Here is a 23085-nt window from a genome sequence, read left to right as displayed (position 1 = left end):
CCCGGCGGGTCAACCGCGTACCGGAACCGGATCGTTCGGGTCGGTAATTCCGCCGTACCGTTCGAACTCGATCTCCCGCAGCGTCTTGTTCCGGGTGCGCGGCGCCCAGACGGTGCCGATCACCAGCGCGAGGGCCAGCAGGCCGATCAGCAGCAGACCGACCGAGGTCAGTCCGGTTGCGGCCAGCATGGTCGGGAAGAAGTAGCTGAGCAGTCCGGTCGCCGCGCGCACCACGAAGAACATGAAGCCCTGCGCGCTGGCGCGGTACGGCGTGGCGAACAGTTCGCTGGTCCACAGGCTGTAGAACGCCTGCGCGCCGATTCCGCTGGAGATGCCCCACAGCACGGCGAAGCTCAACAGGGTCGGCATGCCCGCGGAGGTGAAGAACACCAGCACGCACCACGCCAGTACGCCCAGTGCCGCGCCCACCAGATACAGCACCCGCTGGGAGATGCGGTCGGCGAACGCCATGAAACCGAAATACGTTGCCAGCACGGTACATCCCCACACCAGCACCTGCAGCAGATCCTGCTGTACCGCGCTGTGCACCCCGGCGCTGTCGTACACCCGGGGCATGAAGATGCCCGCCTGCCCGGCCACGGTGTTCCAGAATCCGTAGACGCCCACCAGCATCAGCAACGCGGTGATGTTCACTCGCCGCGAGAACAGCCCGCGCAGGCCGCGATCGCCCGCCGAGGACGGCCGACTGCCACGTTCGGCGTCCTCGGTCCAGATCTGCGATTCGGCCAGGCCCTGCCGGATCCACCACACCACCGCCGCGACCACGAACAGGTGCAGGAAGATCAGCCGCGAACCGGCGAGCCCGAGCGGCGCCAGGCCCGCGGCCAGCGCGAAACCGATCAGCGGGCCCAGCGACCAGGCCAACTGGGCGGTGCCGACGTGCCGCGCCCGCGCGGTGGTCGGAGCCTGCTCGGCGATGTAGGTCCACGAGGCCGGGACGCCCGCGCCCACCGCGATCCCGGTGATCAGGAAGCCCGCCAGCAGCATGCCGAAATCGACCGCGCAGGCCGCGATCAACACGCCGACCATGTACACGAGCAGGTCGTAGGTGTAGATCGCCTTGCGCCCGAAGCGATCACACAGCGGACCGCCCAGACCCGCCCCGATCGCCGCGCCGAATGCGTTGGCGCTGAACGCCGCCAGCAGTCCCACGGCCAGATTGCTCAGCCCGTATGTGTGCTGCCAGAAGGTCAGGCTGGTGGCGATCGCGATGATCGATCCGGCCTCGATGTAATTGGACATGACGACGGAGATGGTGGCCCGCCAGCCCGTCGTGGAGCGTGCGCCTAATTGCATGATTCCTCTGTTGCTGATGGTGCCGGAAGGTCGCCGCACGGCGACATCCAGGCCGGTGTACGGGGGGTCGGGAACGGATCAGTCCAGGTGGAAGTACTCGCCCAAGCGCCGCATCGAGGCGTCGACGGGCACACCGCCGGGTGCCCGGAAGTATTCGGCCATCGTTTGCTGCCAGCGGGTGTTGACCTCGCTCGACGCCATCGCGGCGCTCGCGCGGGCGAAGTCGGCGGTCTCCAGGTAACCGACAACCAGACCGTCCTCGGGTCGCAGGAACAGCGAGTAGTTGGACCATCCGGCCTCGCTAGCGCGTCGAGCATCTCCGGCCAGACCGTCGCGTGTGCGGCGAGGTAGTCCTCGACCCGATCCGGCCGCAACTCGAGAACGAAGCAGACGCGCTCAGATTTGTCACCCATGCGAACTCCGAGTGAAACGTTTCAGAATGTTACCGGGATCACCATAGAGGTGCGTCCGCACTCACGTCAACAACTTCCCGGGAGCGAGCGTGGCACTTTCAAGATCACAGGTCGCGGCGATCACACCGGGCCATCGCGACCCGGGCGGAACCTTGACCCCACTTTCGCGGTGCTGTAGCTTCCCTCACATATTGAAACGTTTCATCAGGAGTGGGTGATGAGTGAACCACGTGCGGACCAGCGCGTCCGCGAGACGCTGCGGAATCAGCGGATCGAACTGCCGTCCTGGGCGTTCGGCAACTCGGGCACCCGGTTCAAGGTGTTCACCCAACCGGGCGTGCCGCGCGATCCGTTCGAGAAGATCGCCGATGCCGCTCAGGTGCATCGCTACACCGGCGTCGCGCCACTGGTCTCGCTGCACATCCCCTGGGACACCGTGGAGGATTACGGCAAGCTCGCAGAATATGCTGCGACGCTGGGCGTTTCGATCGGCGTGATCAATTCGAACACCTTCCAGGACGACGACTACCGCCTCGGCAGCGTCTGCCACCCGGACCCGGCGGTGCGCCGCAAGGCGATCGATCATCTGAAGGACTGTCTCCGGATCATGGACGCCACCGGGTCGCAGCAGCTGAAACTGTGGTTCGCGGACGGCATCAACTACCCCGGCCAGGACGATCTCGCCGATCGGCAACGCCGCCTGGCCGACGCCCTGGACGAGATCTACGCCGCACTGACCGGTGAGCAGCGAATTCTATTGGAGTACAAGCTGTTCGAACCCGCCTTCTACGCCACCGACGTACCGGACTGGGGCACCGCCTACGCGCACACCCTCCGGCTCGGCCCGCGGGCGAAGGTGGTGGTCGACACCGGACACCACGCGCCGCATACCAATATCGAATTCATCGTCGCGTTCCTGATCGCACAGGGCAAGCTCGGCGCGTTCGATTTCAACTCCCGCTTCTACGCCGACGACGATCTGATGGTCGGCGCGGCCGATCCGTTCCAGCTGTTCCGGATCATGAACGAGATCGTCGCGGCCGATGCGGTCACGCCCGCGTCCGGTATCAATTTCATGCTCGACCAGTGCCACAACATCGAGCCCAAGATCCAGGCGCAGATCCGCTCGGTGCTGAACGTCCAGGAGGCGACCGCCAAGGCTCTGCTGGTCGACCGCGCTGCCCTTGCCGCCACGCAGCGCGAGGGAGATGTATTGGGCGCCAACGCAATCCTGATGGACGCCTACAACACCGACGTGCGCCCGCTGCTGGCCGAGTTGCGGGCCGACATGGGATTGGATCCCGACCCGGTCGCCGCCTACCGGCGTTCGGGATATCTGGAGAAAGTCATCGACGAACGTGCCGGTGGCGTCGCCGCCGGCTGGGGAGCCTGAACATGAGCGACGATACCGTGCGCGACCTACTCGCCCGCAGCAACCGGCTGGGAGCGGATCCGCGCAACACCAATTACGCGGGCGGCAACTCCTCCGCGGCGGGCACCGAGACCGATCCGGTCACCGGCGAGCCGGTGGATCTGTTGTGGGTCAAGGGATCCGGCGGCGATCTGGGCACGTTGACCGAGGCCGGTCTGGCGGTGCTGCGCCTGGACCGGCTTCGAGCGTTGCCCGAGATCTATCCGGGCGCGGACCGCGAGGACGAGATGGTCGCGGCCTTCGACTACTGCCTGCACGGACGCGGTGGCGCCGCGCCGAGTATCGATACCGCGATGCACGCACTGGTCGAGGCCGCGCACGTCGACCACCTGCACCCGGACTCCGGAATCGCGCTGGCGACGGCCGCCGACGGGGAGGCGCTGACCAAGGAATGTTTCGGCGACCGGGTGGTGTGGGTGCCGTGGCGACGTCCGGGATTCCAGCTCGGACTCGACATCGCCGCGATCCGGCGCGAGCATCCGCAGGCCATCGGATGCATCCTGGGCGGTCACGGCATCACCGCGTGGGGTGGAACGTCGGCCGAGTGCGAGGCGCACTCGCTCGAAATCATCCACGCCGCAGAAGAATTCATTCGTACTCGGGGACGATCCGAGCCCTTCGGAGCGCTCGTCGACCACTTCGCACCTCTGGCCGAGCACCAACGCCGCACGCGCGCAGCAGAACTCGCGCCCGTCATCCGCGGGCTGGCCGCCACCGACCGACCCCGGATCGGGCATTTCGACGACAGTGAGGCCGTGCTGGACTTTCTGGCCCGCGCCGAACATCCACGCCTGGCCGCACTGGGCACCTCGTGCCCGGATCACTTCCTGCGCACCAAGATTCGCCCCCTGGTACTCGACACCGCCGCCGACGCCCCGCTGCCGCGGGTCCTCGACCGGCTCCGCGAACTGCACGCCGCCTATCGCGAGGACTACGCCGCCTACTACCGGCGGCACGCCGCCCCCGATTCGCCGCCGATGCGCGGGGCGGATCCGGCGATCGTGTTGGTGCCCGGCATCGGCATGTTCAGCTACGGGCGCGACGCGCAGACCGCGCGGGTCGCGAGCGAGTTCTACCGCAACGCGATCAACGTCATGCGCGGTGCCGAGGCGGTGTCCCGCTACTCGCCCATCGACGAATCCGAGAAGTTCCGCATCGAGTACTGGGCGCTCGAGGAGGCCAAACTGGCCCGCATGCCGAAGCCGAAACCGCTGTCCACCCGCATCGCGCTGGTCACCGGCGGCGGGTCCGGAATCGGCCGGGCCATCGCGTTGCGCCTGGCTGCCGAGGGGGCGTGCGTGGCCGTGGCCGACCGCGACGGGGAGGCCGCCGCCCGCGTGGCCGCGGAGATCGGCTCGGCCGACGTCGCGGTGCCGATCACCGTCGATGTGACCGATCCGGCGGCGATTCGTGAGGGGATCGCCGCCACCGCACTCGCCTTCGGCGGCGTGGATCTGGTGGTCAACAACGCCGGGTTGTCGATCTCCAAATCCCTGCTCGAGACGACCGAATCCGATTGGGACGTACAGCATTCGGTGATGGCGCGCGGATCGTTCCTGGTCGCGCGCGAGGCCGCGCGGGCGATGATCGCACAGGACATGGGCGGTGACATCGTCTACATCGTCAGTAAGAACGCGGTGTTCGCCGGTCCGAACAATCTCGCCTACAGCTCCGCGAAAGCCGATCAGGCGCACCAGGTCCGGCTGCTGGCCGCCGAACTGGGCGAATACGGCATCCGGGTGAACGGGGTGAATCCCGATGGCGTGGTGCGTGGTTCGGGCATCTTCGCCGGCGGCTGGGGCGCTCAGCGGGCGGCGGTGTACGGCGTGCCCGAGCAGGAGCTCGGCGCTTTCTACGCCCAGCGCACCATCTTGAAGCGCGAGGTTCTGCCCGAACACGTCGCGAATGCCGTCCTCGCTCTCACCGCCGGTGAGCTGTCGCACACCACCGGGCTGCACGTTCCGGTGGACGGCGGTGTGGCGGCCGCATTCCTGCGATGAGCGAGAACGTCTTCGCCGCGGTCGATCTCGGGGCGGCGAGCGGCCGGGTGGTGCGCGGGGAGATCGGTCCCGACCGGATCGACCTGCGCGAGGTGCATCGGTTCCCCAACCGGCCGTTGCCCCTGCCCGACGGTCTGCACTGGAATCTCGGCGCGCTCTTCGAGCAACTGTGCGCCGGACTGGCCGCGGCGGGGCCGGTGCGATCAGCCGGAATCGATTCCTGGGCAGTGGATTACGGTCTGCTCGATGCCGACGGCGCACTGCTGGGATTGCCGTACCACTACCGTCACCCGCGCCGATCGGCTGCTGCGCCGATCGGTCCCGCGGAGCTGTTCGAGCGCACCGGCCTGGCCGACCAGCCGTTCAACACCATCCATCAACTGCGCGCCGAATCGGCGGCACGCCTGGCCGCCGCCCGGAACCTGCTCTTGATCCCCGACCTGCTCGGATACTGGCTCACCGGCCGGATCGGTGCCGAACGCACCAACGCCTCCACGACCGGGCTGTTCCACGCCACCGGCCAGGACTGGGACCGGGATCTGATCGACCGGCTCGACCTGCCCCAGCGGTTCTTCGCACCGGTCCACGATCCGGGCACACCGCTGGGCCCGGTGCGGCCCGCGCTGCGCGACGCGATCGGCGGTCACGATCCGACGCTGATCCGGGTCGCCTCACACGACACCGCCAGCGCCGTCGCCGCTGTGCCCGCGCGGTCGGCCCGCTTCGCTTATATCTGCACCGGAACCTGGTCGCTGGTCGGGCTCGAACGTCCCGACCCGCTGCTGTCCCGGCAGGCGCGCGAACGCGGATTCACCAATGAAACCGGAGTCGCCGGAATTCGCTTCCTGCGCAACGTGATGGGGCTGTGGCTGCTGCAGGAATGCCTGCGCGAATGGCCCGGCGCCCAGACCGCCGCCCTGGTCGCGAGTGCCGCCGAACTGCCCGCGTTGCGCACGCTGATCGACGTCGATGATCCCGGCTTTCTGGCTCCGGCGCAGATCGGCGGGCCGCCGATGACCGAGCGCATCGCCGCGCACCGCGACGGCCCCGCGCCGCGCACACCCGCCGAATTCACCCGCTGCGTCATCGACAGTCTGGCCATCGGACATGCCCGGGCGCTGGCCGACGCGGTCGCCGTACACGGCGAGGATGTCGAGGTGGTGCACCTGGTCGGCGGGGGTGTGCACAACGCTCCGCTGTGCCAGGCCACCGCTGATGCCTGCGACCGGCCGGTCGCCGCGGGCCCGGCCGAAGCCACCGCCCTGGGCAACCTGCTCGCCCAGGGCATCGCCGCGAATGTCCTGCCCGACTGGCGAGGAGCGCGGTACCTTGTGGCACACACGCATCCACCCGTCCACTATTCGCCCAGCGGCGACCCGGCCTGGCGGACCGCGCTGGACCGGGTCACCGCCCTCGCGCGGAAGAGAGCCGCATGAGAGTCGCGCTGTTCGTCACCTGTCTGGTCGAGGCGATGTTTCCCGATGTCGGCCGGGCGACGGTCACCTTGCTCGAGCGGCTCGGACACCAGGTGGTGGTGCCCCCGGCCCAAACCTGCTGCGGGCAGATGCACATCAATACCGGATATCCCGCTGCGGCAATGCCTCTGGTGCGCAACCACGCCGATGCCTTCGCCGGATACGACGCGATCGTCGCACCCTCGGCCTCGTGCGTCGGCTCGGTGCGCCACCAGCACGCCATGCTGGCCCGGCGCGCCGGTGACACCGGACTGGCCGCCGCTGCCGACGAGGTCGCGGCGCACACGTACGAACTGTCCGAATTCCTGGTGGACGTCCTGGGCGTGGAGGACGTCGGCGCGCATTATCCGCACCGGGTCACCTACCACCCGACCTGTCATTCCCTGCGCATGCTGCGCGTGGACGACAGGCCGCTGCGGCTGTTGCGCCGGGTCTCGGGTCTGGACCTGGTCGAACTTCCGGACGCCGACCAGTGCTGTGGTTTCGGTGGGACGTTCGCGCTGAAGAATCCGGATGTGTCGACCGCGATGCTGGCCGACAAGATGCGGCATGTCCAGGAGACCGGGGCACACACCTGCACGGCCGCGGATTCGTCCTGTCTGATGCACATCGGCGGCGGGCTGAGCCGGCTGCGTTCAGGTGCGCGCACCCTTCATCTGGCCGAAATCTTGGCGGCCACCGCATGATTCGCCACACAGACCACTCGACTCGGATGGAGGCTCTCGCATGAGCTCGACCTTCCTCGGCGTACCGGCGCCCTACGGTGCATCACCGTTGCACGCGGCCGCACCCTTCCCGGTCGCCGCCCGGCACGCGGTCGCCGACGCGCAACTGCGGCACAACATCGGCGCGGCCACCGCGACCATTCGCGCCAAACGCGCCGCGGTCGTCGGGGAGGTCGGGGACTGGGAGCTGTTGCGCCGGAACGGGCAGGAGATCAAGCGGTACACCCTGGCGCATCTGGACGAGCTGCTGATCCGATTGGAGCGCAACGTCATCGCGCGCGGCGGCACCGTGCACTGGGCCGCTGACGCTACCGAGGCCAACCGCATCGTCACCGAACTCGTCTCCGCCACCGGAGAATCCGAGGTGGTGAAGGTGAAATCCATGGCCACCCAGGAGATCGGCCTCAACGAGGCACTGGCCGATGCCGGAATCACCGCGCACGAAACCGATCTCGCCGAACTCATCGTGCAACTCGCGGACGATCGCCCCTCGCACATCCTGGTGCCCGCGATCCACCGCAATCGCAGCGAGATCCGTGACATCTTCCGCGACCGGATGCCCGGCGCGGACCCGGATCTCACCGACGATCCGCCTGCCCTGGCCGCCGCGGCCCGCGCCCATCTGCGCCGCACCATGCTCGGTGCGAAGGTCGCGATCTCCGGGGCCAACTTCGCCGTCGCCGACACCGGAACCCTCGCCGTGGTCGAATCCGAGGGCAACGGCCGGATGTGCCTGACATTGCCGGACACCTTGATCACCGTCATGGGCATCGAGAAAGTCGTGCCCACCTGGCAGGATCTGGAGGTTTTCCTGCAGCTGCTGCCCCGCTCGTCCACCGGCGAGCGAATGAATCCGTACACCTCGCTGTGGACCGGCGTACATCCGGGCGACGGACCGCGGCGGTTCCATCTGGTGCTGCTGGACAACGGCCGCGTCGACACCCTCGCGGACGAGGTGGGACGTGAAGTGCTGCACTGCATTCGGTGTTCGGCCTGCCTGAACGTGTGCCCGGTGTACGAGCGCACCGGCGGCCACGCCTACGGCTCGGTGTATCCGGGGCCGATCGGTGCGGTGCTCACCCCGCAATTGACCGGTGTTGCCGAGAATCCCTCGCTCCCTTACGCATCCACGCTCTGCGGCGCGTGCTTCGACGCCTGTCCGGTGCGCATCGATATCCCGTCGATCCTGGTGCATCTGCGCGCACAGGCGACGGCCGTGCACCGGACGCCGACCGCGGAATCGGCCGGTATGGCCGCCGCGTCCTGGGTTATGCGCTCGTCCCGGCGATTCAACGCCGCCACCCGCCTGCTGCGCATCGGCCGTCTGCTGCGCAACCGCCGCGGCGCGATCAGTGTGCTACCGCCGCCGATGTCGGCGTGGACCAGCGCCCGCGACCTGCCCGCGCCGCCACCGGAAACGTTCCGCACCTGGTGGGAGAACCGATGAACACCCGCGACGCCATGCTCGGGCGCATCCGAGCCGCGCTCGGCGAGACCGGCGCACCGCCGCCGCGGCGCGATTACCAGAGGGTTCACGAAACCGAGCCGGCGAAGCTGATCACCATGCTCACCGACCGGCTCACCGATTACGGCGCGCGGGTGCACCGCACTACCGCGACCGCCGCGATCGATGTCGTCACCGAAGTGCTCGGCAGCGACAGTTGTATCGTCCCGCCGGACCTGCCCGCATCCTGGACCCCCGGCCGCGCCCGTCGCGACGACCCGGGCCTCGGCACCACCGAGCTCGACGCCATCGACGCCGTCGTCACCACCTGTGCGGGTGCCTGCGCCGAAACCGGTACCATCGCGCTGGACGCCGGACCGGGCCAGGGCAGTCGCGCCCTGACCCTCATCCCCGACCACCACATCTGCCTGCTTCCCGCCGACCGCATCGTGCGCAGCGTCCCCGAACTCCTCGCCCGTCTCGATCCGGCCCGACCACTCACCCTGATCAGCGGTCCGTCGGCCACCAGCGATATCGAATTACAGCGTGTGCAGGGGGTGCACGGCCCACGCAGGCTGACCATTCTGCTGCTCGATTCCGACCGACCAGGGCTACCAGGGTCGTGCCGCCCGGCACGGCCACAGGTGACCTAGTAGTGTTTCGGACACCATGGCAAGAACCAGGACCGGCTCGCGCGAATGCGGCAGATCGTCTGCGTCCCAGAAATTCTCGACGCGGACCCTTGCGATCGCGGTCGGCGCCGCGTGTGCGCTGGGTGGGTGCGGTTCGAGCTCGCCGGCCGGTGAGCGGGCCGCGACGCTCGCGCCGAATGCGGTGCGGGACAACGCATTGCAATTCAGCACCAACCGCGACCCGGTGTTCGCACCCGGGGCCGAATGCGCCGCGTTCACACCGCAGTTGTACCGGATCGCCGAAGTGCCACAGGGGATTCGCGCCACCACGATGGTGCCGGGACACGGCTGCTGGGTGGGCGGTGCGCACGGCGACGTCGTCAGCGTCATGACCACGGCCACGCCGTTCGGCAGGTTCTGGCGCCGGAGCTATCCCGACGACGACGGCAGCGGCATCACCGCGACCATGGTCGACAAGGACTACGCGCAATTGTTCGAGCGATTCCTGATCGACAGTCGCTACTACGCGGTCCGGGTGGGCGCCCAGCAGGCCGCGGGCCTGGACAGCGGCACGACCAAGACCGCCTGCATGCTCGTCGTCGACACCGGTTCCCCGCAACCGCTGCTGATCAACCTCACCCAGCAGGTCACCCGGTCCGATCCGGCGGTGCTGACCGTATCCCGCCAATGCGGCGCGGCCGCGACGATCGCCCGGGCAATCCTGGACGAACACGATCCCGGTGGCGGGAGCCGGGTGTCCTGACAGCGGGAATGCCGAGCTGCTCGGTCTGGACCTGGTCGCCTGGGACGAGTTCGTCGAGCGGGTGACTTCGCAGATCTCGCCGAAATTCGCCAGCACGATGCTGTCGGACAACATCGATGACCTGATGCGGCTGGTACACAAACCCGAAACGATCTTCCCGCCCGGTTACGACACCTCATGGTGCGACAACCGGCGCCTCTTCGACCTCTATTTCGAGAAGGCCCAACTGCGCACGAAAGCCCCCGTCCCGGCCATCGTCGCGCCCGCCGACGGCGTGGTCACCTACGTCAAGCGGATCGACGGCGGCGAAATACCGCAGGCGGTGAAAAGTCGTCATGATCGCCCTCGGCGCCCTGACCATCGTCGACGTCGCCGTCGTCCGCAGTATCTCCCTGGTCGTGGCGGTGACCGTGGTGTGTGTGCTGCTGGTCGCCTGGACACTGCTGCCCGCGGTGCTGGCGGTTCTCGGCTCCCGCACGAACGCGCTCGCTCTGCCCGCACGGCTGCGCCCGTCGGATTCGGCCGCCGGTTCCGAGCCGGGCCGCGCTTGGTGGGCCCGCTGGGCACGCCATGTGATCGGGCACGCCTGGCGCTACACCGCGCTCGCCGCGCTGCTGCTGACCGTTTGCCTGCTCCCCCTCGGCTGGATTCGCTACGGCGTCGACATCGGAGCGGACGCCCTCGCCGGACAGTCCAGCGGACGGGCCAACGCGGTCCTGACCCAGAAATTCGCACCCGGTACCGACTCCCCGATCACCGTCGTTCTCAGCGGGGCCGATGATTCGCCCATGACCCCGGCGCAACTGCGACAGGCCGGGATCTTCGAGGACGAGGTTCGACGCGACCCCCGGGTGGCCTACGTCCAACCGGAACAGAACGACGGCCACATCCTGCTCGCCGTCATCACCTCGGTTCCCATCGACTCCACCGCGGCAACCGACCTGATCGACTCCCTCAGACGTTCCGCCGCGCGGACTGCCGCGGCCGCAGGACCCGATATCGCCGTCGGCGGAACGACGGCGCTGGTCGTCGACGCGGCGGCCGAGATATCGGCGAAGTTGCCCTGGGGCATCGTGCTGATCCTGGGAATCCCCTTCGCCTACCTCGCGGTGGTGCTGCGCAGCGTTCTCATCCCGGCCAAGGCTGTGCTGATGAACCTTCTGGTCACCGGTGCGGCGGTGGGACTGACGGTCGCGGTGTTCCAGTGGGGATGGGCCTCGGATCTGCTGAGGTTCCACAGCGCCGGTTACATCCAGGTCTATCTGCCGGTCACCGTGTTCGCGGTCGTGTTCGGGCTGTCGATGGATTACGAGGTGTTCCTCATCGGCAGAATGCGCGAGGGATTCCGGCGCACTCACAGCAACGATGCGGCAATCATCGAGGGAATCGAACATACCGCCCGTCCGATCACCGCCGCGGCGGCGATCATGGTCGCCGTGTTCGCCAGCTTCGTCACCGCCGATGTCCTGGAACTGAAGCAATTCGGATTCGCTCTGGCCGTGGCGGTTCTGTTCGATGCCATCGTGGTCCGGATGATGCTGGTACCCGCGATGATGAAACTCTTCGGCAAACGCAATTGGTGGCCCGGAACAACCATCGGATCGGCGGCCCGTCCCTGAGCGCAGACTGAGAAACAGTGGGCGAAATCGCGGGTAACGGAAGCGTCACACTAGCATCAGCGGCCGTGGTCGACACGATGGCAAGGGCGGACAGGGCACAGGCCGCAGGTGCGGAACCCGGAATCTCGGGTGGCCTGCGCGGCACATGGGCCAGGTCGGTAGCCCTCATCGCCGGGCTGCTGGGCGCGTTGTGCGCCATTGCCGTTCCACTGCTGCCGGTACAGGTGGACCACACGACTCTGTCCTGGCCGCAACAGGATTCGGCCCGCAGCGTCGCGGCTCCGCTGGTCACCTACGCTCCGCTGACCTTCGACGCGACCATCCCCGGCCAGTCGATGACGCAACTGACCGCCCACGGTGGCGTGCTGGCCTCGACCCTGCCCGACGGAGCGCCGCAGCTGGAGAAGTACGGATTCGTCGCCCGCGTGCAACCCGCCCGGAACGGCACGCCCGCCCGGCTCGAAGTCGTGCTGCGAAACCAGTCGCTGCTGAACGTGCCGATCGATGCGATCGGCCACGGCACCCTGACCGTGCACGCCGACATGTCCTCGACCAGGATCGCCGTGCACGGATCGGATGTCGAACCGTCCACGCTGCCGCCCGGGGACTGGCGACCGCAGGTGGTAGGGATCTTCAGCGATCTTCCCAAACCGGACGGCGCCGAGGTCGTCGCGCAGGTCGACAGCCGGTTCTCGGTCACCCCGACCTTCCTCAAACGGGCAGCCGAAGTGCTGGCCGTGGTGTTCACCCTCATCGCACTGGTGGCGTTGTACCGGATCGACCGGTCCGACGGCCGGGGTTTTCGGCGACTGCTGCCGCAGCGATGGTGGCGGATCACCGGCGTCGACTTCATCGTCCTGGGGACCTTGCTGGTGTGGCATTTCATCGGCGCCACCACTTCCGACGACGGCTATCAGTTCGGGATGGCGCGGACGTCGCTGGTGTCCGGTTATATGGCCAACTACTTCCGATTCTTCGGCGTGCCGGAAAACCCGGTCGGCACACCTCCGTACGACATCATCGCGCACATGTCGGAGATCAGCGTCGCGAGTCCGTGGATGCGGCTGCCGACGCTGCTGGCGGCGGTGGTCACCTGGCTCGCGTTGAGCCGGGAGGTGATTCCCCGGCTCGGCGCGGCCGTGCGCCACGACAGGGTCGCGGTGTGGACCGGCGCGCTGGTCTTCCTGGCCGTGTGGCTGCCCTACAACAACGGCCTGCGGCCCGAACCGGTGGTCGCGGTCTGCGTCCTGCTCACCTGGTGCCTGGTGGAGCGCGCCATCGCGACGCACAGAATGCTGCCCTACGCCGTCGCGATCCTCGTCGGCGCGTTCAGTTTCACCGCGGCGCCGTCGGGAGTGATCTGCCTCGCACCCTTGCTGGCCGGGCTGCGCTCAGCGGTGGAATTCGGCATTCCGAAAGCTCGTGAGCTGGCCGATGCCCGCGACGGAACCCGAGTATCGATCACCGCCTGGATCCGGGCGTACGGGGCTCTGCTGGCACCGCTGCTCGCGTCCGGAATGCTGGTGCTGGCCTTCGCTTTCGCCGTCGAACCGTTTTCGGCGATGAGCGAGATGCAGCGGGTACACGATATCGTCGGACCATCGGACCCCTGGTACAACGAATATCTGAACTACCAGTGGCTGTTCATGCCCTCGGCCGACGGTTCCATCGCCCGCCGGTTCGGCATGGTCGCCATGTGGCTGAGTCTGCTGGTCTGCGTCCTGGTCATGCTGCGCAAAGGCGGCCGCATCCCCTTCACCGCGGGCGGCCCGGCACGACGGCTGCTCGGCGTGACGCTCGGGGCGATGGTGCTGATGGCAATCTGCCCGACGAAATTCACGCATCACAACGGGGTGTACGCCGGCCTGGCCGGGTCGGTGGCGGTACTCACGGCGGTCGCGGTGGGCCCGCGGGTGATGCGCTCGCCGCGCAATCGAGCACTGTTCGCGGCGGTGGTATCACTGGCGTTGGCGCAGATCTTCACCAGCGTCAACGAGTGGTGGTGGGTTTCGAGCTTCGGCATCCCGTGGTGGGACGAACCGCCGTCGGTCGACGGCACCGGGTTCAGCACGATATTCCTGACGATCGCCGCGCTGTGTCTCGTGCTGGCGATCTGGTGGCATGTGCGCGCACCGAAACCCGGTACACCACACCGGGTGTCACCGCGTGCCTGGCGTCTGGCGAAATTCCCGCCGCTCACCGCTGCCGCGGCGATCCTGGTGGTCTTCCAGGTCGCCTCGTTCGCCGCGGCTGCGGCGGCGCAGCATCCGGGATTCTCGCTGGCTTCCTCGAATTTCCATGCCGCACTCGGTAATCCGTGCGCGTTGGCGAACAAGGTGCTGGTCGAGACCGATCCGAACGCCTCGATGCTGCAACCGCTCGTCGGCGACCAATTCGCCGCGTTCACCACGGGCGCACGCGGATTCGTGCCGAACGGGGTCGGCGATATCAGCTCCCCGGACGAGAAGGGCGAATCGACCAGCATCGCCAAATCCTTCGGCAACAAGTCCGGCACGGACAGCCGAACGGGTGACACGGGAACCCAAACTGGCGGCGCCCCATTGCCTTACGGCCTCGACCCGGCGACCACGCCCGAGCTCGGCACCTACGACCAGCAGGAACCGGCCGATCTGGTCACCGGCTGGTACCGGTTGCCCGCTCAGCACGACCACAGCGACATCATCTCGATCGCGGCGGCGGGCCACATCCAGGCCGAGGGCCCCGACGGCGGCGCCGTGGGTGGTGAGCCTGTGCAGATCGAATACGGCACAACCTATTCCGCGACGAGCGCACACCCCCTCGGCAGGGTGACCCCGATCGACATCGGACCCGCCCCGTCGTGGCGCAACCTGCGGGTGCCCCTGGATCGGATTCCCGCCCAGGCGAACGTGATCCGCATCGTGGCCAAGGACCACAACCTGGATCCGCAGCGGTGGGTGGCCCTGACGCCGCCGCGCATCCCGCGCACCCACACCCTCCAGAACGTGGTCGGGTCGACACGGCCGGTACTGTTGGACTGGGCTGTGGGCCTTCAGTTCCCGTGCCAGCGCCCGTTCGACCACAAGGACGGCATCGCCCAGGTGCCGGGCTGGCGCATCCTGCCCAACAGACTCGGCGCCCAGGACACCACGATGTGGGAGAGTCACGTCGGCGGCGGACCGCTGGGCTGGAGCCAGCAATTGCTGCGTTCGGAAACGCTGGCCACCTACCTCGAGAACAACTGGAATCAGGATTGGGGCGAATTGCAGCGCCTCACCCCGATCGATCCGTCCGAGGTCCCCGCGACGGCGACGGTTACCCGGGAGACACACAGCGGCCTGTGGTCACCCGGCCATATCAACACCTGGTAGGTCATGTGCCACAGCCCTTTTCGGTGGATCACCACGCAGGCGATCTGCCGGGGCCGTCGTGCTCGGCATCCGTTGCTCTACCCGCGGCGTGGCAGATGTTCATTTTCCGGCAGATTATTGCCCCACGTCATGGTCCGCTGACCAGTACGGCTGAAGGGGTTGGACTACCCGTTGTGTGCTTCGAGCTCGGTCGCCAGCGTTTGTCGGGTGGCCGCCCACGACGCCAGGAGCGCTACATTGTCGGCGGTCGGCGTGCCCGCGGGTGCGGTGTAGACGGTGAGGTGCAGTCCGGGTTCGGCGGGCAGTTCCAGGGACTCGACGTCCAAGTCGAGCCGGCCCACTGTCGGATGGTGCACCCGCTTGCGCCCGGACCGGTGCAGCCGCACGTCCTGAGATGCCCACCGCTGCCGGAACAGCTCGCTGCACGTTGACAGTTCGCCGACGAGGGCGATCAGCTCCTCGTCGTGCGGATTGCGGCCGGCTTCCATGCGTAGCTTCGCGGCTACGTCACCGGCAATTCGGTCGTAGTCGACAAAGAAATCTCTGGCCGCCTCGGGAGCCAGATAGATGAACCGCGCTGTGTTCGCGGGCCGTCGCGGGTCGGCCAGCACCGGTGAATACAGCGCGCGGGCGAGTTGATTCATGGCGAGCACGTCATAACGTCCGTTACCGATCAAAGCCGGTGCATCGGAGATGGCGTCGAGCACCTGCTGCAGTGTCGAGCGCACTGTCACGGCAGGCCTGCGCCGGCGTGGGCCGCTGGGCGCCCCGGATCGGCGCGCGAGGTGGAACAGGTGGTCGCGTTCGGCCTCGTCGAGTTGCAAGGCAGAGGCCAACGCGTCGAGCACGCCATCGGAGGCACCGGCGAGGCTGCCGCGCTCCATGCGCACGTAGTAGTCGACCGATACCCCCGCCAGTAGCGCAACCTCCTCGCGACGCAGACCTTTGACCCGACGATTGCCTCCGTAAGCGGGCAGGCCCGCCTGCTCGGGTGCGATGCGGGCGCGACGCGAGCTGAGAAACTCCCGGATATCGGTGCGTAGATCCATCGTGGCCATCCCCTCACCGTAAGCCCGTCCCGCAGTCCGAGGGAGGCACTGCGGGTACCCCCGACGACTGCGTCGAGACCCGACTCGGAGGTGTTCACGAGGGACCGTCGGTCGCCGGCAAAGCCTCGCGCCGACGCCTAGGTACCCGATGCGGTCGTCGCGATGCCGCCGTCTACCGGGATGATGGTGCCCGTGAGATAGGACCCGGCCCGGCCGGCGAGGAACACGGCGATACCCGCCATGTCGTCGTCGCGGCCGAGCCGGCGCAGAGGGGCCTTCGCCGCGATCGTGTCGCCGACGGCATCGAGCGTGGACGCCATCATCTGCGACGGGAACGGTCCCGGTGCTACCGCGTTCACCGTGACGTGCTGTGGACCCAGTTCTCTGGCAAGCACTCTGGTGAGTTGATGGAGTGCCGCTTTGCTGCCGGCGTACGAGTAGTTGGGCGACTCGGCGACGTGGATGGCGGCGATACTGCCGATGTTGATGATCCGCGCGGGATCATCGGCGGTGCCCGCCCTGCGAAGTGCGGGGAGCAGCGCCTGCACCAGCCAGAACGGCGACTTGAGGTTGAGGTCGATCACTGCGTCCCAGGCCTCGTCCGGGAACGTCTCCAGCGGCTCGCGCCACATCGCTCCCGCGTTGTTGACGAGGATGTCCAGGCGTTCCGAGTCGGCCTGGACAAGATCAGCGAGGCGCTGACACTCGTCGTGCCTGGACAGGTCGGCGGGGATTGCGAGAACGTCGCCGAATTCGGACAGTAGATGCTGTGCCTCCGCGCACGTGTCTGCCTTGCGTGAGCTGATGACGACGCGGGCGCCCGCCTGCAGAAGGCCGCGCGCTATCATCATCCCGATGCCCCTGGTGCCGCCAGTGACAAGTGCGTACTTCCCAGTCAGATCGAAAAGGTCTGCGTGAGTAGTGAATTGGTTGTCCGCCATTGGTCTCCGTCGCTTCTGTCGTGGAAGAATGCGCCGACACGATCGCGCATTCGGCGCAGCTGAATCGAACTGATGGGGATAAAACTGCAGTGCGTTTCCATGCAGTGTTGCCGGCGCTTTCGTTGGTGTAGCTGGGAGCCGACTCGACCAGCTTGGCAGGCGTTTCGGACGTCCGGCAGACCCTGGTGATACAGGTATTGTGAGAGCCACCCTTGTCCGGTGCGCTGACTCACGCTGCCACAATCATTCCCGCACAGTCACTTTCGTGATTGCTTTGATCTGTATTGCGACCTGGCATCGTCGTCGTGAATCGGCCTGTTGGCCATCCGATGATCGGCGTTATCGCGCCACGCCACGCCAATCGTCGGCGCGGCGCGGACTCGCGGGGTTCCAGCACGAAGAACGCCATATGCGCAGAGTGTCAGTCCATTAGGCGAGGGCGGTTCTCGCCGTACCTGTATCACCAGGGCCTGCCCGCCGGCCGCAAGGCCTGCTTAACCTGTGGTCGGTTCCCGGCTGAACGCAGGGAGAGCAATGGGCCAGATGATATTTTCTGAAGGAGCATCTCCAGTGCAAAAGCGCAAACTTGGACAGCAACTCGAAGTCTCAGCCCTGGGGCTCGGCTGCATGGGCATGAGCTTCTTCTACGGTTCGCCCCCGGCCCCAGCCGAGATGACGAAGCTCCTGCGGGCGGCAGTCTGGGTGCACTCGACATCGAGCTGACGCCCGGTGACCTGCAACGTATAGAGGAGACCGCGGACCGAATCCATATCCAGGGCGGGCGCGTTCCCGAGCAGTTGAAGTCACTGTTCGGCCGCTGACCCGCTCGAATTCTGCACCGGCCTCTGGTATCGAGGTCGAACCGACATGATCGATCGGGCATCCCGGAGCCATTTCGGCCCGGCAGGACTCACCCCGATAGCCAATCCGACCGGCCAACCCGCGATCAGCGTACCGGCGGGCACGACCGCAGCGGGCCTGCCCGTCGGCATCCAGCTCATCGGCCGCCACCTCGCGGGCGGCGGCGTGCTGCGTGCCCGCAGCAGCATACGAACGTCACAGAACGAACCTGTACTGCCTGGTCATCGTCCACAATCACGACGGCAACACGTCTCACTCCGCAGCTCGAGGTGGCACCGCACCGCGGTGCCACCTCGAGCCATCACCCAGTTCCCGATGTCCTCGCACGCGGGCCGCCGTCCTGCGACGGACGGCTTTCGTATCTCAGTATTCGATGAGATCCGTTGCGAGACTGGTCAATTCGCTCTTATACGTCGAAATGATGCCGGCCATGGATTCGGAATGCGATTCCTGCGCTTGGATGATGGTTTCGAGAACCGCCACCTTCCGCCTGAGTTTCGCAATGATCTGCTCCTGCTCACTGATCGTCGCCGCTTGTTCGTGGATGATCGCGGTCGCACCGTCCCCGGCGGGCACCTGCCCGCCGACCACATGCTCGACCTCACCGACCGCTTCGCCCTCGATTACCTCGCGGCTTTCCACAAGGGCGATCCGGGCCGCGGATACGGTCACTTCCTTCGGAACGGCTGCACCCTCGACCGCGTCCCCGGCTGCCGCCGATACATCGACCGCTTCCGGCTCGGCGGCCCGAGGTTCGCCCACCTCCGGGGTGAGAGCGACCAGACCCACGCCCGCAACGGCCTCGTCCGCAACCGACTCGCGCCCCACGGAGGCCCGCACCTCAGCCGTCGCTTCGCTCGCGGCATCTTCCTCGCCGTCGGCCGCCTTCACCACCGCCGCCGAATCCGACTCGGCCCCTTCACCTTCGACCAGGAGACCATCGCCGGGTTTCGACTCCGCTGCGACGACCGACTCAGCTTCCGCAACGACCGACTCGGCCTCCGCAACGACCGACTCGGCAGCCTCGACTCCGAGAGCTTCGGCCGCTTCCTCGCCGTCAGCGGACAGCTCACTCTCGCCCGGCTTCACCTCGGCAGCTTCCTCGGCGTCACCGGCGGCGTGGTCCGCGGCCTCGACCGCCGCGGAATCCGACTCGGCCCCTTCGCCTTCGGCCACCGGATCGTCATCGAGCACCAACTCGACCTCGGCAACGGGTGACTCGGCCACATCGGCACCTACAGCTTCAGCGGCCTCTGTGCCGCCGATAGACACGTCACCGTCGGTGACCTCCGCCTCGGCGACCGCGTTGTGCCCGGCATCGGCTGCCGGATCTTCCTCAGCGTCATCTTCCACGGACTCGGCAACGGCGGCGAGTCCGGCCGGCTCTCCTTCACTCGCGACCTGGTCCCCAGCGACCACGGACACAGCGTCCGCGACCTGTTCGTCCTCGTCGGCAGGCAGCTCCGTCGCAACAGCCTCGGCAGCCGACTCCGAAACCTCTTCGACCGCAGCAGCTTCCGCGACAAGATCCGCTTCGGACATCTCCGAGTCGCGCGGCTCGGTGTGCCCCGGCTCCTCGACCGCACCCAGCTCGGCCTCGTCCTCGCCGTACGGATCACCGTCAGTACCCGCGTGCACGGCAGCGTCCGCGCCCCCGACCGCTTCGCCCTCGGCGACAACCGCCTCCAGGTGCGCGACGAAATCCACCTCGGCCACCGGCTCCGAAATCTCCTCGGCCGCAGCGACCTCCACGGGAGGCGCCGCAGCTTCGGACACCTCCAGCCCGAATGACTCGGCTTGCTCCTCGTCTTCAGCCACCGCAACCGCCCCTATCGCGACACGCACCTCGCCACCGACAGCCGCCTCGGCGACAGGTGCCGCCACCGCAGCGGCAACCGCGACCTCGACTGCGTCGCCCTCGGCGACATCCCCCTGCTCCGCAACGACATCCACCTCAGCCGAAGCATCGGGCTCGCTGTCCACCACGGCCTCAGCAACCACGTCCGCGACGCCGCCCGTGACCGACTCCTCGCCCTCAGCAGCAGCCACGACCTCGGCTGCTTCGTCCTCGGCGGCAACCACATCACCCAGCTCCGCAGCGACATCCACGTCGGCGGGGGCGTCGGACTCGACGTCCGAACCGGCTTCAGCTACCGTCTCGGCAACCGTAGCATCGCCTGGAGCCGGTTCCTCACCCTCAACAGAGCGCGACTCCCCCGACCCCAGCTCGACGACCGACTCGTCCTCCGGCTCCGAAACCTCCTCGACCGCAGCGACTTCCACGAGGGGCGTCGCTTCTCCGGCCCCTTCCAACTCGGATGACCGGGGCTCCCCTTGTTCGTCGGCACCCTGAGCCGAATCCGCCTCGGTCGCGCCACGCGCCGCGCTATCAGTAGCCGCGTCGGCAGTGGTCGGCTCCGCCGCAGCAGCCTCGGCCGCAATTCTCTCGGCCGCGGCGACAACCGCATCGCCCTGCGACGCAACGACATCCACCTCGGCCGAGGAATCGCCCTCGATGTCCGAACCGGCTTCAGCTACGGCATCGGCATCGGCATCGGCATCGGCATCGGCATCGGCATCGGCATCGGCATCGGCATCGGCATCGGCATCGGCATGAGTATCCGCGTCGACACGTGCGGGTATCTCGTCGCCTGCCACGTCGGACTCGTTCTCGCCGTTGACGCCGTTCTCCGATATCTGCACGACCGCCTCGGCGTCACTCTCGCCCTGCGATGCCGCCTCATCTCCAGCACCCACAGACTCAGCGTGCTGAGCACCCTCTTCGTCCTCGACGAGCGGCTCGACTTCCAACGCCTCGACCTCGGCCACCGTCTCCGATTGAGCCTCGGTATCCGTAGTCTCGACGTCACTCTCAGCAGCCTCGCCCTGGGAAGCCACCACTCCCTCGGCACCCCCATCGCCCTCGGCAGCTTCCACTTCCTCGCCCTCCGCAGGCGGCTCGGCCCCCAATCCCTCGGCCTCGGCGGCCACCTCGCCCGCACTCTCTGCGACAACCCCGGTCTCAGCGACAACTTCGCCGCCGGCAGCCACACCCGTCACATCCTCGGCAGCCTCGCCCTGCGCGTTCTCCACGTCCTCCACCGACGACACGACATCCGAAACCTCGCCGTCGACCACCGGCGCCGCCTCGGTATCGACGGCAACATCAACGGGACTCACTACAACGCCACCGTCAGCAGCATCCGCGTCCTCGGCAGCCACGGCCTCGACACCCGCTCCGCTCTCGCTGGACGATTCGACCTCCGACACCTCGGCCACCGACGCTGCTGCAGCGCCACCGTCAGCATCACCAACAACCTCAGCAGCAGCCGTGCTCTCGGCGGCCACCTCACCCGACTCTTCGGATGTATCCTCGGCCGCGACCGAGACATCGGCAGCTTCCGTTGCCGAAACAGCCTGTGGTACTTCACTTTCGCCCGCAGGCGCGGCATCGGCTCCTGCCACTACCGGGTCCGCGCTGTCCGCCTCCGCATCGACCCCATCGGCAACCGACTCCTCGACCGCTACTTCGGCCTCAGCAGGGACGACAACTTGCTCGGTATCCTCGACCTGCACGCCTGCCGCATCGGATTCCTCGGTGGCGGCCATACTCTCGACAGCGGCTTCGGCGGAGACAACCGAATCGGATTGCGCTACATCACCTTCGCCCGCCGCAACGCCTTCCACAGCTTCTGGTTCACCCTCGGGACCGGCCTCGACCTCGACACCTATTGCATCCTCGACAAGCGCCGCGACTTCCGACGCCTCGGCTCCGGCCTCAGCGTCGACCGCGGCTCCGGCGGCCGAATCGGCATGCACCACTTCACCTTCACCCGCAGGCGTGGTAACAGCGATCTCCGCTTCCTGGGCCGCGCTGCCCTCTTCCGCTTCGATTTCCGCGGGAGTCGCCTCGACGGCCGGCCCCTCGGCACCTGCGAGTTCGGCCTCGTCCGTCGCTGTCGAAAGGTCCTTCGCTACTTCACCTTCGCCCGCCGCAACGCCTTCCGCAGCTTCCGGTTCACCCTCGGCAACCTCAGCAGTCGCCACCTCGACGCCATCATCCTCGACAAGCGACCCGAGTTCCGACACCTCATTTCCGGCATCGGCATCGGCATCGGCGGCAACATCGTCTGCACCCTCGGCAACAACCCCGACCTCACCCGCGGCATCGACCTGGGCAGCCCTCACATCCGAATCCTCGGATGCACCCTTGGTCTCGACTGCGGCCTCGGGGGTCGAACCGCTCTGCGACACTTCTTCGCCGGCCGCAGCATCGGAGGTCCGCACCTCCCGCTCCGCGCTGTCCTCTGCTGCGACGACCTCGCCGGCCAGCGCTTCGCCAGCCGACTCCTCGGCCCCTATCTCGGCCCCAGCATCGACGACAACTTCACCTGAGCCATCTTCGGCAACCTCAGCATCGCCCGGGGCGACAACCGAGTCCAAGGCTTCGTCCTCGTTCTCGACCACGGCTTCGATGGCCGAACCTGCCGGCGGCACTCCGCCTTCACCCGCATCATCGCCATCGCTCGCTGCGTCGGCTTCGGCATCGGAGGCCGCCACCGCCTGCTCCGCGACGCCGCCTGCTACGTCGCTCCCAGCGGCAGATGCTTCGGCAGCCGACTCTTCGGCACCCTCGACCTCGGGAGTTTCGCCCTCGGCCGACGCCGCCGAAACATCCTTCGCTACTTCACCTTCGGCAGCGGCTACCCCGTCTTCGGCTTCCGGTTCATCATCGGCCGACTTCGCGTCGCCCGCCGCGACAGGCGCTTCGACCACGGTCGCGAGGCGCGCCCCCGGTTCGGCCACCGCCTCCTCGCCCGCGGTAGTTGTCGTCTCCTCGGCGGCGGCCGCGTCATCGGTGATCGTCGCCCGGTCGTCGGGAGTTGTCATATTTGCCTGACCTTTCGAAAAGATGGGATCGATCCTCGCTTCGGTGTCCGCGGGGCTGGCCTGTTGTGCATAATCGAGGTCGTCGTCCGAATCCTGCTGCGCCGGCGGGTCGTTCAGCGGAGGCGCGGGTGGGTCGGTCGACGCCCGGGCGCCCTGATCACCAACCGTCGACTC

Annotated in this window: 14 protein-coding genes and 1 pseudogene; 10 read left to right on the top strand and 5 right to left on the bottom strand. The window is 67.5% G+C overall.

Going from position 1 to position 23085, the window contains the following annotated elements:
- Positions 1–9: 9 nt before the first annotated feature.
- Positions 10–1317: an MFS transporter gene (locus NV1_RS19735; protein ID WP_067893373.1), complete on the bottom strand. Its 1308-nt coding sequence runs from the start codon at positions 1315–1317 to the stop codon at positions 10–12.
- A gap of 78 nt (positions 1318–1395) precedes the next feature.
- Positions 1396–1730: pseudogene (locus tag NV1_RS42235) on the bottom strand (L-rhamnose mutarotase).
- A 217-nt stretch (positions 1731–1947) separates the two neighbouring features.
- Between NV1_RS42235 and rhaI the strand changes: the two are divergent.
- The 9 genes from rhaI to NV1_RS19690 all read left to right on the top strand — a co-directional run bounded on the left by rhaI (position 1948) and on the right by NV1_RS19690 (position 15170).
- On the top strand, positions 1948–3123 hold the full coding sequence (rhaI, locus tag NV1_RS19730; protein WP_067893371.1) for an L-rhamnose isomerase: 1176 nt from the start codon (positions 1948–1950) through the stop codon (positions 3121–3123).
- A 2-nt stretch (positions 3124–3125) separates the two neighbouring features.
- Complete coding sequence (locus tag NV1_RS19725; RefSeq protein ID WP_067893369.1) at positions 3126–5162, top strand: bifunctional rhamnulose-1-phosphate aldolase/short-chain dehydrogenase; 2037 nt, start codon at positions 3126–3128, stop codon at positions 5160–5162.
- Positions 5159–6598, top strand: coding sequence for a rhamnulokinase (locus tag NV1_RS19720; protein WP_067893367.1), 1440 nt, complete (start codon positions 5159–5161; stop codon positions 6596–6598). Before NV1_RS19725 ends, NV1_RS19720 begins: the two co-directional genes overlap by 4 nt.
- Positions 6595–7323 (top strand): (Fe-S)-binding protein, encoded by a 729-nt coding sequence (locus NV1_RS19715; protein WP_067893365.1) that lies wholly within the window; start codon positions 6595–6597, stop codon positions 7321–7323. Before NV1_RS19720 ends, NV1_RS19715 begins: the two co-directional genes overlap by 4 nt.
- 40 nt (positions 7324–7363) lie before the next feature.
- Positions 7364–8809, top strand: coding sequence for a lactate utilization protein B (locus tag NV1_RS19710; RefSeq protein ID WP_067893363.1), 1446 nt, complete (start codon positions 7364–7366; stop codon positions 8807–8809).
- Positions 8806–9459, top strand: coding sequence for a LutC/YkgG family protein (locus NV1_RS19705; RefSeq protein WP_067893361.1), 654 nt, complete (start codon positions 8806–8808; stop codon positions 9457–9459). The genes NV1_RS19710 and NV1_RS19705 overlap by 4 nt, the downstream gene beginning before the upstream one ends.
- A 16-nt stretch (positions 9460–9475) precedes the next feature.
- Positions 9476–10201, top strand: coding sequence for a hypothetical protein (locus tag NV1_RS19700; protein WP_067893359.1), 726 nt, complete (start codon positions 9476–9478; stop codon positions 10199–10201).
- A 335-nt stretch (positions 10202–10536) separates the two neighbouring features.
- Positions 10537–11820, top strand: a complete 1284-nt coding sequence (locus tag NV1_RS19695) for an MMPL family transporter (protein ID WP_245713806.1) — start codon at positions 10537–10539, stop codon at positions 11818–11820.
- Positions 11821–11885: 65 nt separating this feature from the next.
- Positions 11886–15170 (top strand): arabinosyltransferase domain-containing protein, encoded by a 3285-nt coding sequence (locus NV1_RS19690; RefSeq protein ID WP_245713805.1) that lies wholly within the window; start codon positions 11886–11888, stop codon positions 15168–15170.
- A 164-nt stretch (positions 15171–15334) separates the two neighbouring features.
- Here NV1_RS19690 and NV1_RS19685 read toward each other — a convergent pair whose 3' ends face one another.
- The 3 genes from NV1_RS19685 to NV1_RS46610 form a co-directional block, all read right to left on the bottom strand.
- On the bottom strand, positions 15335–16228 hold the full coding sequence (locus NV1_RS19685; protein ID WP_067893357.1) for a helix-turn-helix transcriptional regulator: 894 nt from the start codon (positions 16226–16228) through the stop codon (positions 15335–15337).
- Between the two features lie 128 nt (positions 16229–16356).
- Positions 16357–17160 (bottom strand): SDR family oxidoreductase, encoded by an 804-nt coding sequence (locus NV1_RS19680; RefSeq protein ID WP_067893355.1) that lies wholly within the window; start codon positions 17158–17160, stop codon positions 16357–16359.
- A 1224-nt stretch (positions 17161–18384) separates the two neighbouring features.
- Complete coding sequence (locus tag NV1_RS46610; RefSeq protein ID WP_245713804.1) at positions 18385–20304, bottom strand: hypothetical protein; 1920 nt, start codon at positions 20302–20304, stop codon at positions 18385–18387.
- Positions 20305–20355: 51 nt separating this feature from the next.
- Here NV1_RS46610 and NV1_RS19665 point away from each other — a divergent pair, with 51 nt between their 5' ends.
- Entirely contained in the window at positions 20356–22416 is a 2061-nt protein-coding gene (locus NV1_RS19665) for a hypothetical protein (protein WP_067893350.1), read from the top strand.
- The last annotated feature ends 669 nt before the right edge of the window (positions 22417–23085 follow it).

The sequence above is a fragment of the Nocardia vaccinii NBRC 15922 genome, assembly GCF_001613305.1.
GTDB classification, from domain to species: domain Bacteria; phylum Actinomycetota; class Actinomycetes; order Mycobacteriales; family Mycobacteriaceae; genus Nocardia; species Nocardia vaccinii.
Note: the sequence above shows the minus strand (reverse complement) of the source record. Positions and strands in the feature narration are given on the sequence as shown.

Excerpts from the sequence above, each read along its gene's own strand:
- NV1_RS19725 (WP_067893369.1), top strand. The coding sequence starts at position 3,126 with ATGAGCGACGATACCGTGCGCGACCTACTCGCCCGCAGCAACCGGCTG.
- NV1_RS19680 (WP_067893355.1), bottom strand. The coding sequence starts at position 17,160 with ATGGCGGACAACCAATTCACTACTCACGCAGACCTTTTCGATCTGACT.
- NV1_RS19695 (WP_245713806.1), top strand. The coding sequence starts at position 10,537 with ATGATCGCCCTCGGCGCCCTGACCATCGTCGACGTCGCCGTCGTCCGC.
- NV1_RS19720 (WP_067893367.1), top strand. The coding sequence starts at position 5,159 with ATGAGCGAGAACGTCTTCGCCGCGGTCGATCTCGGGGCGGCGAGCGGC.
- rhaI (WP_067893371.1), top strand. The coding sequence starts at position 1,948 with ATGAGTGAACCACGTGCGGACCAGCGCGTCCGCGAGACGCTGCGGAAT.
- NV1_RS19715 (WP_067893365.1), top strand. The coding sequence starts at position 6,595 with ATGAGAGTCGCGCTGTTCGTCACCTGTCTGGTCGAGGCGATGTTTCCC.
- NV1_RS19735 (WP_067893373.1), bottom strand. The coding sequence starts at position 1,317 with ATGCAATTAGGCGCACGCTCCACGACGGGCTGGCGGGCCACCATCTCC.
- NV1_RS19710 (WP_067893363.1), top strand. The coding sequence starts at position 7,364 with ATGAGCTCGACCTTCCTCGGCGTACCGGCGCCCTACGGTGCATCACCG.
- NV1_RS19685 (WP_067893357.1), bottom strand. The coding sequence starts at position 16,228 with ATGGCCACGATGGATCTACGCACCGATATCCGGGAGTTTCTCAGCTCG.
- NV1_RS19700 (WP_067893359.1), top strand. The coding sequence starts at position 9,476 with ATGGCAAGAACCAGGACCGGCTCGCGCGAATGCGGCAGATCGTCTGCG.
- NV1_RS19705 (WP_067893361.1), top strand. The coding sequence starts at position 8,806 with ATGAACACCCGCGACGCCATGCTCGGGCGCATCCGAGCCGCGCTCGGC.